The organism is Sphingobacterium sp. xlx-130, assembly GCF_011007405.1.
Classification (GTDB): Bacteria; Bacteroidota; Bacteroidia; order Sphingobacteriales; family Sphingobacteriaceae; genus Sphingobacterium; species Sphingobacterium luzhongxinii.
This window is the reverse complement of the sequence record NZ_WFKN01000004.1, coordinates 492,280-507,241: the sequence shown is the minus strand read 5'-3', so window position 1 is coordinate 507,241 and position 14,962 is coordinate 492,280. Positions and strand designations below refer to the sequence as shown.

At 42.5% G+C, this 14,962-nt stretch carries 10 protein-coding genes; all 10 read right to left on the bottom strand.

The genetic code is table 11. From position 1 onward, the window contains the following. Positions 1-248: 248 nt before the first annotated feature. The 10 genes from G7B18_RS08220 to G7B18_RS08175 all read right to left on the bottom strand — a co-directional run bounded on the left by G7B18_RS08220 (position 249) and on the right by G7B18_RS08175 (position 14,633). Positions 249-1,130, bottom strand: a complete 882-nt coding sequence (locus G7B18_RS08220; protein ID WP_164122337.1) for a PorP/SprF family type IX secretion system membrane protein — start codon at positions 1,128-1,130, stop codon at positions 249-251. A gap of 83 nt (positions 1,131-1,213) precedes the next feature. Beyond that, a complete protein-coding gene (locus tag G7B18_RS08215) occupies positions 1,214-7,990 on the bottom strand; it encodes an MBG domain-containing protein (protein ID WP_164122336.1) in 6,777 nt (2,258 codons plus the stop codon). Positions 7,991-8,148: 158 nt separating this feature from the next. After that, entirely contained in the window at positions 8,149-8,688 is a 540-nt protein-coding gene (locus G7B18_RS08210; RefSeq protein WP_205601703.1) for a phage tail protein, read from the bottom strand. Positions 8,689-8,727: 39 nt separating this feature from the next. Then, positions 8,728-9,600, bottom strand: coding sequence for a hypothetical protein (locus G7B18_RS08205; protein WP_205601702.1), 873 nt, complete (start codon positions 9,598-9,600; stop codon positions 8,728-8,730). Positions 9,601-9,716: 116 nt separating this feature from the next. After that, a complete protein-coding gene (gene cysC / locus G7B18_RS08200) occupies positions 9,717-11,249 on the bottom strand; it encodes an adenylyl-sulfate kinase (protein WP_262886622.1) in 1,533 nt (510 codons plus the stop codon). After that, positions 11,234-11,725 (bottom strand): hypothetical protein, encoded by a 492-nt coding sequence (locus G7B18_RS08195; RefSeq protein ID WP_240452802.1) that lies wholly within the window; start codon positions 11,723-11,725, stop codon positions 11,234-11,236. Before G7B18_RS08195 ends, cysC begins: the two co-directional genes overlap by 16 nt. 10 nt (positions 11,726-11,735) lie before the next feature. Beyond that, complete coding sequence (locus G7B18_RS08190; protein WP_164122332.1) at positions 11,736-12,722, bottom strand: hypothetical protein; 987 nt, start codon at positions 12,720-12,722, stop codon at positions 11,736-11,738. Further along, the gene (locus tag G7B18_RS08185; RefSeq protein WP_164122331.1) at positions 12,715-13,401 is read right to left on the bottom strand and encodes an aspartyl/asparaginyl beta-hydroxylase domain-containing protein; all 687 of its coding nucleotides are present in this window, start codon (positions 13,399-13,401) and stop codon (positions 12,715-12,717) included. Before G7B18_RS08185 ends, G7B18_RS08190 begins: the two co-directional genes overlap by 8 nt. Before the next feature lie 459 nt (positions 13,402-13,860). Continuing rightward, complete coding sequence (locus tag G7B18_RS08180) at positions 13,861-14,475, bottom strand: Crp/Fnr family transcriptional regulator (RefSeq protein WP_164122330.1); 615 nt, start codon at positions 14,473-14,475, stop codon at positions 13,861-13,863. Between the two features lie 2 nt (positions 14,476-14,477). Further along, entirely contained in the window at positions 14,478-14,633 is a 156-nt protein-coding gene (locus tag G7B18_RS08175) for a hypothetical protein (protein WP_164122329.1), read from the bottom strand. Positions 14,634-14,962: the final 329 nt, after the last annotated feature.

The following is a 14,962-nucleotide window of genomic DNA, read 5'->3' as shown; positions in this document are numbered from 1 at the left end:
TACTTTTAAGGTTACTGAACAAATATAAAGCAAATCAAAAGTAAAAATCGAAACAAAACGAAGCTACTTGAAGATAAAATTAGTATACAACAGATTTATTACAAAGACAGTACCGCACAGGATAATTTTTTGGCACAGTTATGGTGGTTATTTAAGTATTCATAATTTAGGTTAATAATTGGTTAGTTAAAATGCCTGAAGCTCTCCGCTTCAGGCATTTATTATAATTAGAGCTGTTGGTATTATATCTATAACAACCCAATACCACCAATTCTATAGCGAAACCCAATTTCATGGGTATTATTCGAGATACGTTGATTGAGCGTATTGCTTTTAGGACTGAACTGATAGCTATACCCTATCCCGAAAGACCCAAAATTCAATTGCAGCAATCCCGAAAGATCCCCTTGATTCTGTACGCCCATACCGAGTCCAAGCTTAGTACCCATAAATACCAAGGCACTGACATCATATCTCGGCGTTATATTATCCATATGGCTGACCAAAAACGAGGGGCGGAGGTAAAAGCTATTATCCAGTTTGAATAATGCTCCCCCGGTCACGTAATACACATTACGAAATTCATACTCCTGGTCCCCACTCCTATTCAGCGAAAATCGCGGCATCGAAACACCGAAGTAGTATTTATCTTTTTTATAATACGAGGTACTTATACTAAGGATACCTGCCGTTTCACGAATATCTTCTTTGAATGTCGGATCGTTGGGATCCAATTGGTTGTAATCGCCTTGATAAAACAATAGCCCGCCCCCCATAGAAAGACTCAGGTACTCATCTCTATCTAATCGTACAGCTTTCGAGGCAAATGCTGTCACTTCATTTTCTTTGACAACTCCCAATGATGCATGTTTGATATCACCACCGATGGCCAATCCCAATTTAGATATCATCCCATGTCCCGACGCCCATAGCGAACGAGGCGCACCATCGACTCCCATCCATTGGCTACGTCCCAATAAGGAAAAATTACCCTGTTCATCCATCGTACTCAGGGACGAGTTAAATGAATTGCGCAACTGGCCAAACTGGTTGTAACTCACGCCGTGCTGCGCCCTACTGCACAGGGGCAGTAGGATCAACAGGCTCATAATTATGTTTAATGTTTTCATGTTATCACGTTATCGAGTTATCATGTCATCGAGTTATCTAGATCGCTGGATAACTTCTCCACTTGATAACTTGTTCATTTAATTTACCTCTTAATCACAAAAAATCCTTTTTCACGTTTCCAGGTATTTCCATCTTTTACATCGATGTAATAGTAATAGGTACCATCACGGTGATCTTTTCCAAAGAACACGCGATCTCTGTTGTCATACCCTTGTATTTCAGCCAATACAACACCATTTTTATCAAAGATGGTCACCTTATTGTCTATGTAATCACGGATACCTTCGATTATAAGGAATTCGTTGATACCATCTCCATTCGGCGATACCGCTTGATGTACGATAATAGGCAACTTAGCCGATGCATCATTTGCTACACGCACCGATACGTTTACTGGAGCTGCTGCTTCGTAATTTTCATTACCAGCCTGTGTCGCTGTGATACGAACCGTACCAAGGCGCAACACATTCAGATCAGTTCCCGAAACCGTGGCGACCATAGGATCGTCGACCATCAGCTGAACCGGAAGATTACTGCTACTCTGCACATCCAGAGAGATTTTACCAGCGTCGCGGGCCAAGACCTCAGGTGCCATGAAGCTAATCGTCTGTTTGGCCTTACGGATCAATAAGGTCGCATTAAAACTTGTACCAAAATAATTTGCTGTTTCTGCTATAATTGCTTTCACATCATAACTTCCCGCATTGATCTTATCGTTATTCTGGTAGACTACGGTCACCCCAGTAGGCAATGTACCGTTTAGCTGGATGGATTTAACAGCACCATCATAGACCACATCCTTGTTCACAAAACTCAATCCCGATAGGGTCGCCTTGGTGATCATCAGATTGGCACCTGTATAACTGATGGTATAGTTATCACCTGCCGCCAGTGTACCTCTTTGGATAGCATAACTACCGACATTCTCACCTTCCACACGTGTAAGACCTCCGATCAGTATTGATTTACTGTCTGACCGTTTGAATCCGGTAGCGATATACGTCAAAGCAGGATCGTTTGTACCATACACCTTCGTTTTCGCATCCGCTGTTACGGTCAATACCGCTTTCGTGATGCTCAATGCTGATTTAACATAGTTGATCGCATAGTTACTCGCAGCAAGATCCACGTTCGTGATATCGTAGTTGCCCACAGCCTCCCCTTGTGCACGTGTCAAGCTACCACTTACTACTGTTGCTGCATCGCCGTTACGGAGATCCGAAGCCTTCACCGTATAGGTCAGTGCAGGATCTGCTCCGCCATAGACCTTCGTCTTCGCATCCGCTGTTACGGTTAATACCGCTTTCGTGATGCTCAACTGGGATTTAACATAGTTTATCGCGTAGTTGTCTGCTGCAAGATCCACATTCGTGATATCGTGGTTGCCCACAGCCTCACCTTGTGCACGTGTCAGTCTACCACTTACTACTGTCGCTGCATCGCCGTTACGAAGATCCGAAGCCTTCACCATATAGGTCAGCGCAGGATCTACTTCGCCATAGACCTTAGTCTTCGCATCCGCTGTTACAGTAAGCATAGCTGGAACTATGGTTAATGACTGCGGAACAGATGCGGCAGGCAAGTATACATTATTTCCACCTTGAGCAGCTGTAATGGTCACCGTTCCAACCTTTTTAGCATTGACTTTCCATTTACCGCCATCATTGTTGTCCTGGTATACTTCAGCGATATTCGAGTCAGACGACACGAACGACACAGGAAGATTCGATGTTGCTGAGGCCGTCAATACTACCCCTTGCTGACCATAAGTTAGGTTGGCCAATGCCGCAAAACTGATCGACTGCTCGCCCATCGTTTTTGCAGATGCTAATGCTTCCCCACTCTGATGACCTCGCTGATCTATAGCGATTAGGAAAAATTCGTAAGAAGCTCCGTTAGGAAGCCCCGAATACGTATAGTATTCTGTTCCTTTTGCTATATCTGTCAAATACGTTTTTACGCCACCATCAGGTTTAACATAGAGTATATACTTCTCAAAGTCAGTTTCCATATTCGCTTCCCAAGCCAGCGATATCTGCGCATCCTGACCTGTAGCTGTAAAATTAGCAGGAACAACTGGCGGATTAGAATCTACATTTACACCTGTAGTATTTCCAACCGAGTTTAGCGTCAACACCGCATTATTGCCTGCAGCGTCTGTGATTGTACCCCCATTCAATGATAAAGCGCCCACTGCAACACCATCATGGTCTTCCAATCCTGCAGCCACTGTATATCGGAATACGAGTGCAGGGCTTCCAGAACCAGACAGGTAATCCGCATATGCCGTCTGTCCTCCGATCGTCAGCGATAGTCGAGGCGTTCCTCCTATCGCATCTACAAGCACAGCCTCCGAGAAGTAAATCGTAAAGTCCAGGTTCTGATTAAGTAAATAATAGCCATTGGTAGGCACAGCTACCATTGCCACTGTAGGTACAACTCCATCTATCACAATAGCACGCTGGCCAGCAATTGAATTAGATCCACCAACAGTTGGCAAAGTCAATATAGCAATGTCATTGTGGATATTTTCAATAGTTGCACCATTCAAAGAAAGTGCCGCAGTCGATGTATAGTCTAGATCTGCAGAGATATCACCAGGCTGTACCGTATAGCTAAACGTTAACGTATTACTTCCGCTACCACTTACATAAGTTGACATCCGGTCGATTGCTCCTGTCTCCAATAAAAGTGTAGGTGTACCTCCAACTGTATTGACCATCACGGTCTGATCGAAAGTCACTGTCAGCGCAATGACATCGTCTATTTTATAGGTACCATTAGCCGTCGAAGCGCTGACCGAAATTACTTTCGGACTAACCGAGTTGACTGTAATAGCTATATAGTCGGTATCCGTTTTAGCGCCGCCCGAGCCCGAATTGCCCAGATCATCTGTTATTATCTGTAAGGAAGCCGGTCCATTATAACCTGGGGTTGGCGTAAATACAAGTCCATTCAACGCCGTATTAATATTTGCAATAGTTCCCTTAAAAGTCAAGGATGCATCATTTGTACCATTACCCACAGAAAACAAAAGTCCACTAGTGCTGCCAAGCGTCATTCGTCCATTCGTTGCGACTAAATTGACCTGAACATCTGAAGATCCAGCATCCACATCCGATATGGAGATCATATTACTATTTGCGCTGTTGAATACCAATGTAGCATCCTGATCCACAGATTGCGCACCCGGTACGGAATTGACCGGCGCATCGTTGACAGCGATCACGTAGACAGTTTTCGTAGCGGCCACAGATTCCAGACCACCATCGTGTACTTTCAAGCTTATCGTACGGTTTGCTGTTGACGGATTTTGCGACGAGTTATCGTATTTAACCGTACGCAAAGCCGCCTGCCATTGCGCCAAAGTCGCCGTGGATCCAGCGGAACTAAGTGTCAACATTCCAGTACCGGCATTATAGGCAGCGGTAATGTTCCCCATTGTAGTCCCATTATTGGTAAATTCCAATACATCTTGTCCAGCTTGAAAATTCCCCATAATCGCTACAGTCGCCGAGGCTAAGGTTGTATTATCCGGATCAGAAACTGTAAGAGCAACATCTACGACAGCTGCTGTTCCTTCAGTATATGTTGTATTGCCACCACTAGTAGTAACTATCGGCGCATCATTCACCGCGACGACACTTACGGTAGATGCTATCGATAATGGTGTTATATCGACACCACCATTATCCTGTATAGAAGATAACATTATAACCCGGTTTGCTGTATTTGGATTAGCACTTGTATTACGATAAGTTATTCCGTTAACTATACCCTGCATAATAGCAGGAGAGATACCACCAACTTTACTGAGCTGCACAGTCATAAATGATCCAGTTACAGAAAGTTCTACTGTAAGCCCGTTTGTTCCTGTGGTCTTTGTGCCACTTACTAGCGGAACATCAAAACCATCTATTTTCAATATCTCATTATTACCGTCCGGTACATTCGCTACAGTAAGCGTTAGGTTACTTATTGCCTGCCCTGATTCAATCGTACTTATAGAAGTTCCGTTGAATAAGGAAACATCAGCAGTTCCCTCAGTAAACGTCGGGTTTAAGGCTGTTGCAGTAAGTGTTGGCGGATCATTTACGGCCGTAATCTGTAAATTAACGTTAGCCGGAGTACTTGTACCACCATCGCCATCATTAACCGTTACAGTTACGGTACGCGCTGACGTGGAAGGATCCGTCGTATTGGTATTAATATATGTCAGATTACGAACCAATGCCTGTGCACCAGCCATACTAGAGTTACCATTAAAGCTGACAACCAGATCGTTAACACCTATTCCACCAGACCAAGTACCGATTATCACACCAGCATAAGTCACATTACTACCCGATACCCCTATCTGCCCAGCACCTGTTCCTTGATTGCGAATAGAAAGTACATCGTCGGCACTTACACGATTAGCTGTAATAGCAACCCGCACATTACCTCCATCAAAATCCGGAGAGTCCGAATCCGTTACGGTTGCGTTGGAACCTGCATCGATAGATATAGCCGCGTCCCCCTCTGTATAAATAACTGCGTCACCGTTTAGGTTGCTGAGAACAGGAGCAGTATTCAATACTAAGACATAAGTAGAGTTTGCAACTTTCGTTCCACCATAGCCATCATTCGCTGTTACCCCCACTCGAAGGTATTTATTTACATCATTTGGCACAAGCATATAAGACGCCGTGTTCGCTCCTAATATTACCGTCTCATTGCTACCTATAGCATCATCCGCTCTATACCATTGATAGGTGTACGTGCGACTGTCTCCATCAGGATCAGACCAGGTTCCATTTGTCGTACTCAACGTATTACCGGACAGAGCAGTGCCCGAAATCGTTGGAACTACAGAATTAACCGGAGCAGAATTTTGAATAGCTGTATAAAGTGAATTCGCTTGCGTAATACCACCGTTTCCATCATTGGCCGTAACTCTTGATTTGACATATTTGTGTGCATCACTAGTCGTTGTGGTATACGAAGCGCTATTTGCTCCAGCTATAACCACTTCATTAGTCCCACTCATATCATCCGCTCTATACCATTGATAGGTGTACGTACGGCCATCACCATCAACGTCAGACCATGTTCCATTTGTAGTAATCAACGCATTACCGACTAAAGCAGTGCCCGAAATCGTTGGAACTACAGAATTAACCGGAGTAGAATTCTGAATAGCTGTATAAAGTGAATTCGCTTGTGCAGTACCAACGTTTCCATCATTGGCTGTTACCACCACCTGTATGTGTTTATGCGCATCATTTGTAGTTAAGGTATAGGTGGCATTGGTTGCCGAACTTATAGGAACGCGATTCATTCCTCCTGCATTATCCGCCCGGTACCATTGATAGGTATAAGACAACGTATGTCCGTCGGCATCTGTCCAGCTACCTGTCGTAGCAGAAAGCACGTTACCTACCTTATCTGTACCTGAAATAGTAGGAACTACGCTATTGACCGGAGGATTATTTAGGATCGCACAAAGACTTATATTATCCATATCGACGTATTGGAACGATCCACCGAGCTGAATTTCCAATTCATCAATCGCAATGGATCCATTGGCACCAAGATCAATAAAAGTATAACCACTATTGCTAGCAAAATTTGCATTAAATCCAGAACTTATCGATTGGGTAAATTTTTGATTGCCCGCTAACTTACCAGTTACAGTTACCGAACCATTTATAGTAGGTGTATTTCCGAGCAAATCGCTGGATAGAAATAAATAGAAACTACCGACCTTGAATGCATATGTACTAACCTTCAATGACATCGCACCGGTACCCGTACCTGAGAGATGAAAGTCAGAACCACTTAGTCCACGTGCTGTACCATACTTTCTCACTTTCCAATTACCAGTAAGTTGGTAGGTTAGTCCATTATTCGAGAAAGAGCTTGCGTTATCAATCTCCCCTTGATCAAAATTTTCTATACCACAAGGACCTACCGCATGGGGTTCTCCTGCGCTAAATGACGTTGACCCTGTGATATTTCCGGTCACCGTAGCAATATTAGTACCTCCATTCAGATCCAATCTTATAGACCCTTCTCCAGTAATCCCCGTAATGGTTACCCTATACACTGAAGTGGATAATGCCGTAATAGTACCTACTGTCCCTGTAGCACCACTTCCTATGAGCGTGAAGTCATCGGCACTTACATTCGTTACGGGTTTGTCAAACGTCACCAAGAAATTCATGGTCGTTGCAGACGAATTCGGAGATCCCTCTATCACAATACTGGACACTTGCGCAGGTGCATTCACATTCGTGCTATAAGGCGGTCCCGCCATAAATTGATCCACATAGATATTGAGATCTAATCCCTCTATACGGACCTCGTCTATGTCATAAAAGTCAGGGTTGGTTGCAAAAGACTGATTCAACGTACCGTTAAAGTTTACTGCTACCGAATTCCCTATCTTAGCTCCTGCTTTATAAGCCGATACTGTACCACTTATCGATCCTCCAAGTCCCGCATCTTTTAAAAATATTCCTTTGAACTGAAATGTTGAATTATCATTTTTCTTTATGCTCCACTGCGTAATACCACCAACATCAAAATTACTATCAAACAAAGCATTAGAACCTTGATAGCCTTCTCCTGCTGTAGCCACAATAAAGTCATACTGGCCGGTTGCATTAATACGAAAGACAAACCCAGCGGCGAGCGGCAGCTCGTCTGGATTATCACCGCTCTCAATAACACCAAACGCTTTACCATATCCATAACCATCACCAGTTACGGGATCAAAGCCCACCCCATCAAAGTCTACCGTCGTCTGAGCCAATAGTGATTTTACAGGCAGCAAGAGCAAACAACACAGCCAGAGCAAAATAGAATATAATTTCATATGTTAATAATTATTTCAGGATCCGCCAGTTGGCGGATCGGTTTGTCTTTTATTGGTTATATGGAATGTCCAGATTTTTTTCATCTGTACTTGTGCAGTTATGCGACGTGGACATTTCATATCTTCAATTTTTCAATAATAGTCGGTATAAAATAAAATTAGTTTCTGGACGGGAAAATCCCTACCAATGCAATACAATAGTTTAGTGTCAGATAGGGCGACCTATTTTCATGTGGTTGGCTTCCCCCCTGTATACTAACTGTCGCAGGGTTTAACTGCCCACCTGGACTAGTGCCGTACACATTTGCTGAAACGGTATTACCTCGGGCTATAGTCACCGCACCATTGGCCAAATAATTCCCGTTAGCCACATCCGTAGTACCGGTTGCATTCGAAACCATTAATGGATGCGTATGCATAGGCATTTGGGTTGATAATAGTGTTACATGCTCAAAACCTGCCATTTCCCCCATAGTATATGGAGACAGTCCAGGGCCTTGTCCCTGCCCGATAGCCACCCGCCCTCTAAGATCCGGTAATGCAAAAGTTGTTTGTCCATTCCCTCCATAATATGTCCCTATCAGCGAGAATAAAGCCGTATTCTGAGCTATTGACAAAATCTGCCCGTTACACTGCGCCCATCCTCTTGGCGCAAAATTGAATCCGAATAATTGAATCTGTCCTATAAATGGTTCCATAATATCTTTTTTTTAGTTAATATTTATTGAATTGTTAATTTATCTCTTTGCTAAATCTTTATGCGTCACTTGTTGTGGCAATACCAATCTGTCTCTCTCCAAGCTATATACCTGTTTGGCGATTGCATCCCCTATTTCACTCCCTATTAGCACGACGACATCCTCGTTATTGGCATTTTTCATTATTCTATTAGAAGCTTTTTGCCCCGTTAAGCTAGCACAATTCATCACATCTATGGATCTGCTTGCACGTACACAATCCGAGACAAAGCGCTTATCATACCCCTGCGGCAGGAGGCAGAGTACCATATCGCAGCCCCTAACATCTTTTAATCTTTCGGCCCAAGTTTCTGTTTCTTTCCAGGCCTGAAGATCCCTTTCGAGACCTTCTGTTGGTCCCATAGCGACCACCGCTATGCTTTTATGATTTAGATGGATGATTTCGTATGGTTTAACCCAAGTGTTCCAATCGGACGTAAACCCTTTCCCATGGCTCTTTACGAATGTAAAATCACATTTTTTGGCCAGATCAAGAAACTTCCTATCTCCCAAAGCCCATTCATTATCGCCTATAGCTGCCACCTGATAGCCTTGTTGATTCATTTTAGCGACCGTAGCATGATATTGGCCATTGGTATGCACAAAATTACCCGTACTCAACCATAGTGCATTTTCAGGCTGTACAGCTTCTGGTAAATCAGTCAGGAAGTTAGCACGGTTATTCAGATTACCGGTACTATATATATGCACAGCATCCATTTTAGGTCGCAGATTAAACCGGGCGGCACGGCTTAGTTCGGACGCATAGGATCGGCTTCCAACTACCATCGCTCCAGATAACAGTCCTATTTTAGTCAAGAAATCTCTCCGTCCCTTATTATTCATTTTCATCTGTTTAAATTTTTCTTTCATTTGTGATGAAGCTATCAGGTTTAATCATCGAGGATATGTTTAAGTAGCATTCATGAGTTCACTTCATTCGGTTATTCGTTCCATTGTGTGGTTCAATAAATCATGTTGGTTCCATATTATGTAAGCCTAAATTGTTCATAGGTTATATACTGTACAAATCGAGGGATATCCGATTCATTCGGTGTAGCAGCATGGGGCATAGTCTCCACCCAAAGGATCAGATCGCCCTTCTTTCCTGCTATTTTAACTCCCCTGTTCTGGGTTCGCAACACCTCTGCTGCTTCATGCATACCCTTATGCTCTTCGATAAGTGATTGAAATTCATCGTGCATTTTAGGAATTAAGCTAAAAGCACCGCCCTCTTCATCGACATCATGTAGATACACCATACCTTGTATATGATAGCGAGGCCCGATCTCCATGTCTATATCCCAATGCAAAGGACTTCCCTTAAAGGAGTAACCTGTGGAGAGCGGTGGCATATATCCCAACGGAGAGCGCATCGAAAAAATATCTTTCTGACGGTACAGATCTTCAAACACCGCTCTGATAGTTGGATGGTGCCGGATGGCTTCCTCCGCTTCACTTTTTGCTGAAAATAAGAGTATCCCTTGCCAGTTGGCAACGGAAGGACACCAGGTATTCCTATCTTTCAAATTAACCCCCAGTTGTCCACAGATTACCATTCTTACCCGATCACAATCTGCAGCATCCACAACCTGCGGTACGACAAGAAATCCTTCGTCTTTCCAAAAATCAAGTTGGTCAGCAGTCAGTATTTGATAGGTATAGGCTTCGGAAATTCTAACATCCCTTGTATCTATAGCTAAAAATGATTGCTTTGCCTCACCGAATGCAGCTTCACCTATCCTATTCTTTAGCCAATCTTCAAAATGTAAGCTATCCCTACATTCACCAAAAATAAACTGAAACAGTTCCTGGTTATTCAATTCGAACAATCCCCTAAATAATCTGGCTTTATACACGTAATCCCGCGAATTATCCTTCTTGTCACCGAACAAAAAAGCCTGTTCTTTCAGCTTGGTGAGAAAATCCTGAAACGTCTTGTCCTCGTCGCTTTTTGCGAGATCATTCTTTAAATACTCAACTACTGCATCTACACACTCCCTTATGGTTTGATGCTCCGTATCCACAACCAAATCAGCATTTACCGGTCGTTCAAAAGGATCAGAAATCCCTGTAAAAGCGGGAATATAATCTGGATCTTGCAGATCAAGCAACGCCCTTCTGTATAGTCCCTTTGTGTCTCGCTGCACGAGTTCCTCCAATGCACAATCCACGAACAACAATTTTGCATTATAAGCTTCTTTCAATGCCTGCCTAGCCTCTTCATAAGGATTTATAGCTGCCAGAACCACCAGATCAAAATCTGGAGCCATCGCGTATGCGAAACGGCCCAATCGTTTTATATTCTCCAGCCGATCTTCTTTTGAAAATCCTAAATCGCTACATAAAGTCTGCCGATATACATCACCATCCAGTACGGCCACCTTATAACCCTCAGCTTCTAGGCTCTTTTTCACCTCAGCGGCAAGTGTAGTTTTACCTGCACCAGACATTCCTGTCATTTGGATAATTATACCTCTTCTTTTAGCCATCGAATTATCATCTTTTAATTTCTTAACCATTGTATCATCGTCGGATAATAATCTTCCTCATGGTCTACATATTTGAGCTTACAAAGTCCATAATATTGAAGCAACGGTGTAAACAAGTAATTACCTGAAGTAAAATTGTCAATTAGCATCCTTGAATCACCTTTGTATCCATACGGATGAAATAACATATCAACTGGCATTTTCAAATAATGTGCAGCCGCATAGCTCCAAGCTATTGCAGACAACTCATACCCATCCAATGTACTAGATGAGATATGCTCCAATAGATTTCCTGAGCAAGATCTTCTCTCCTCAGCCGTCATTACAGCAATATGCCCCGCTTCATGTAACAGATCTCCCGGATATTTTAATTTGGACCTGTCCAATATCAACTTTCCAAATTCTATCGCTACCCCAGGCAGAAAACAACTGTTATCTAGGTTACGCTCTTCAACGGGAATACCTATCCTATTTAAAAATGCTACTATGTTTACTATCCAATCCATTGACATCTACTTAAATCCTTTCTCTTTGCATTACATCCCTACCCTGTCCTATATCCTGACGGTTCGCGCCAGAGCGAAACACTTTATAAGTTTCAACACAATGCTTATATAAATCAGTAGTCCGAAACCCTTCATTTTCAGCAAATACCTGATCGGGATATTTACTGTGTCTGTTTAACCGGGCCAGAGCAGCCTCCGACGCGCTCAGCGTTGTCCCCACATGCGCATCAAAATCAGCTAATAATCCCATCATACCCCAAGCATAATCATAAAAACTATCCAAGGGGTTCTGCTGCAGCCTAACATCTATTAGTCCTTTATAAAAGCTGCTCAACACATCGGCTGTAAAGAGCGAAAAATCCGCATAATGCCCAGGGTGCACTTGCACTGGATTTGCCTTCTCCGATAAGTACCCCGGTATCATGTGGATTCCCCTTCGCTTCTCATGCGATTGGATAATTGCTTTAGGTTCCCTACTTAAAAAATAAAAAGGTGTATTCGAGAACCACCCTCTTAATAAATTATATTTATGGATATGCCAACTGTCCAATTTGATAAACAATTGTTCCTGTCCTAAGCGTTTCCGTCCCAAAAAGATCAATGCAGCCTTAAAGAATTGCTCTTTTGAAATTCCCTTGGGCAATAGTACCTCGTCCATTTGCAATATCTCATCCAATAAAGGTGCCTCTGGAATAACTACGTATTTTTGATCTGCTACTAAGCATTGCGACAGTAAGGTAGAACCACAGCGACTCACATGAAAAATAAACACCGTAACCGAACTCGCTTCAATCCGCGACGCCCATTCGCATAGGCTCCGGATATCAGACTGCGATACCAGTCGGCCTCTTCCTGTATTTTTGGCACATATTCTATTTTCAAGAATCGTTTCATCAAAGAACGGTTCCGCTATAAAGCGATCCTCGAGATCGAGCCATAGCACCCGTACCTCCAGGTCTATTATCTCTAATTTATATGGGATCCAATTGCTAAGCATCCTGAAGTTCCTTTTTGAGTTGCAGCACCAATTGTCTAGCTCCTTCACCCTCCATCATTTCCAATTGCGCTATCATCGCTCTTTTTGTAGCCTTATCATAATCGGGCTTAGGTGTTTCTTTGTAGCCATTTTCGAAAAACCACGTATCCGTCTCTTCATCTCTTATGCCATCGACAACCAGGTGAACCCGTACTTGATCACTTTTATTTATAATCTGATGTGTTTTTGAAAAATCCAGGTACCAACAACTCCCCTCCTCCATAACGATACGCTCGCCTTCTAAATAGAACGCTACAGCAGGATGCGTACATATCGGTATATGTATCCGGTATACGCCGTCCGCATATGCACAGCCGGGATCCTTATGTGGTTTGATTTCTGCTCCGGGATGCAGCGCCATTAACCGGATCGATTCTTTAGCACCAGGAATACTGTCTATCACCGTACGCGTATAAGGAACCTGATCCAACAAGGGGGTATCGCAATATGATCCCTCACCACCGAAACCTACGATAGTTTGATTACGACCATCTACGGACCGTAAAGAAATACACGCCCAGTTACCTTCGTAATCATTCTGGTTGAAATGCTGAACCCAGTTATACTGCACACAAGCCTGTAGCTCTTCTTGCAGCATAGCCACTTCATAGTTTCTATTGAATTTGATCGAATTACACACGTTGCTTAATAATTACGGTGGTTAAAATTAATTTAAAAACCTTCAAAAACCACTATCTGAAGGGGGGGACAAATAGGGGACAATTTCAAGACATAGACTTTAAACCATTAAATGATAGGCATATAAAAAATTCCTAAAGACAGCTTAAGTCGTCCAATCCGCACCCACCAATCAGGTTCCTGAGATAGCAATAATTAATACATTAAATAAATGATGATAGCCAATAAGTAGTTTTCATAGTCAAGTTATTCGTTTCAATAAGTAGTTTGGTATAGCATACACGTCGGGCTCTATCGATGACGTGTTCCTAAAACATTATAAATGTATTTTATTTCTATAATGTTTTCTCACGACAAGATCTATTTATTGACATATGTCAATACATAATTACATATAACCATTAAAAAAGTGATTTACATCACTTTTTTGACCCCATATCGATGCAATATTATACTACAACTACCGCTTGACAGAAGGTTGATACTTGGCCCTGACCCGGCACAACGTTTCTTGCTTCATACCTAGATACGACGCCAGGTACTTAAGAGACACCCTACCTAAGAGCGCAGGACGAGTTCCTGCAAATCGACGATATCTCTTTTCTGCACTAGGCAAGCGACACAGGTAAGCTCTCTCTTCGGCATCCCGATAATAGCGTTCAAGAATTTTGCGGCCGATAATATTGGCCTCATAAAAATTATCATAGAGCTTTTCCAGTGAGGCACGACTGATCTCTATCAGCAGCGTATCTTCTAGCGCCTGGAGGTATTCATCCGTTTCATAGTCCAGTCCCAGATTACGGATACTACCTACGATATTCCGTTCTTCATTGATCCAGGTCGTGATCTCCACGCCCTCGTCTTTGATAAAGCCACGTATCAACCCTTGGACAATAAAATAGACGACGTCGGATTGATCAATTGGGCTTCGGAGAAATTTACCTTTTTTTATAAAGACATAATCTGTATTCGTTAGTAAAAATTGGGCGGCATCGGGCGATACCGGATGTATCTGATCAAAGAAATATACAATTTCTTTGCATCCTGTGAGGTTAGGTTGTACAACTCGTGTCATAACTAGCCTATATCCGATAAGAGTTTTTCTTCTTTTAATTTCGCAAAGGACACCCCTACAATCCGTGATTGTATTAGGGAGGCTAATTGGTTGAGATACCGTGACAATAGCTGTTGCATGTTGATCTCCTGTTGTATTCTGTTCATAATTCTGTTCATATGTATATAATTATTTCATGATCCGTCAGTTGACAGATAGGTTTGTTCTTTAAGGGACATAAGGAATACCTTACGTGTTTTATGCGGCTTTTGGTCGTAAAGTGTTGTACATGCTACTTCGCGGTCATTCGTATTAAACAATTCTGCTAGATAGAAATTTCATAATATGGTAATTTTGTTTGGTATTTATTGTTTGGTAATTGCCTCCTATTGGATGAACTTCTAATAAACAGACAGATACTGTACCCACAAAAATAAAACAAAATACAAGAAATTACACATCGAATAGCAGACAAATACAATGATTATTTGACAACCTATATCAAAGC

Coding starts and splice junctions, on each gene's coding strand:
- G7B18_RS08220 (WP_164122337.1), bottom strand. CDS start 1,130: ATGAAAACATTAAACATAATTATGAGCCTGTTGATCCTACTGCCCCTG.
- G7B18_RS08215 (WP_164122336.1), bottom strand. CDS start 7,990: ATGAAATTATATTCTATTTTGCTCTGGCTGTGTTGTTTGCTCTTGCTG.
- G7B18_RS08210 (WP_205601703.1), bottom strand. CDS start 8,688: ATGGAACCATTTATAGGACAGATTCAATTATTCGGATTCAATTTTGCG.
- G7B18_RS08205 (WP_205601702.1), bottom strand. CDS start 9,600: ATGAAAGAAAAATTTAAACAGATGAAAATGAATAATAAGGGACGGAGA.
- cysC (WP_262886622.1), bottom strand. CDS start 11,249: ATGGTTAAGAAATTAAAAGATGATAATTCGATGGCTAAAAGAAGAGGT.
- G7B18_RS08195 (WP_240452802.1), bottom strand. CDS start 11,725: ATGGATTGGATAGTAAACATAGTAGCATTTTTAAATAGGATAGGTATT.
- G7B18_RS08190 (WP_164122332.1), bottom strand. CDS start 12,722: ATGCTTAGCAATTGGATCCCATATAAATTAGAGATAATAGACCTGGAG.
- G7B18_RS08180 (WP_164122330.1), bottom strand. CDS start 14,475: ATGACACGAGTTGTACAACCTAACCTCACAGGATGCAAAGAAATTGTA.
- G7B18_RS08175 (WP_164122329.1), bottom strand. CDS start 14,633: ATGAACAGAATTATGAACAGAATACAACAGGAGATCAACATGCAACAG.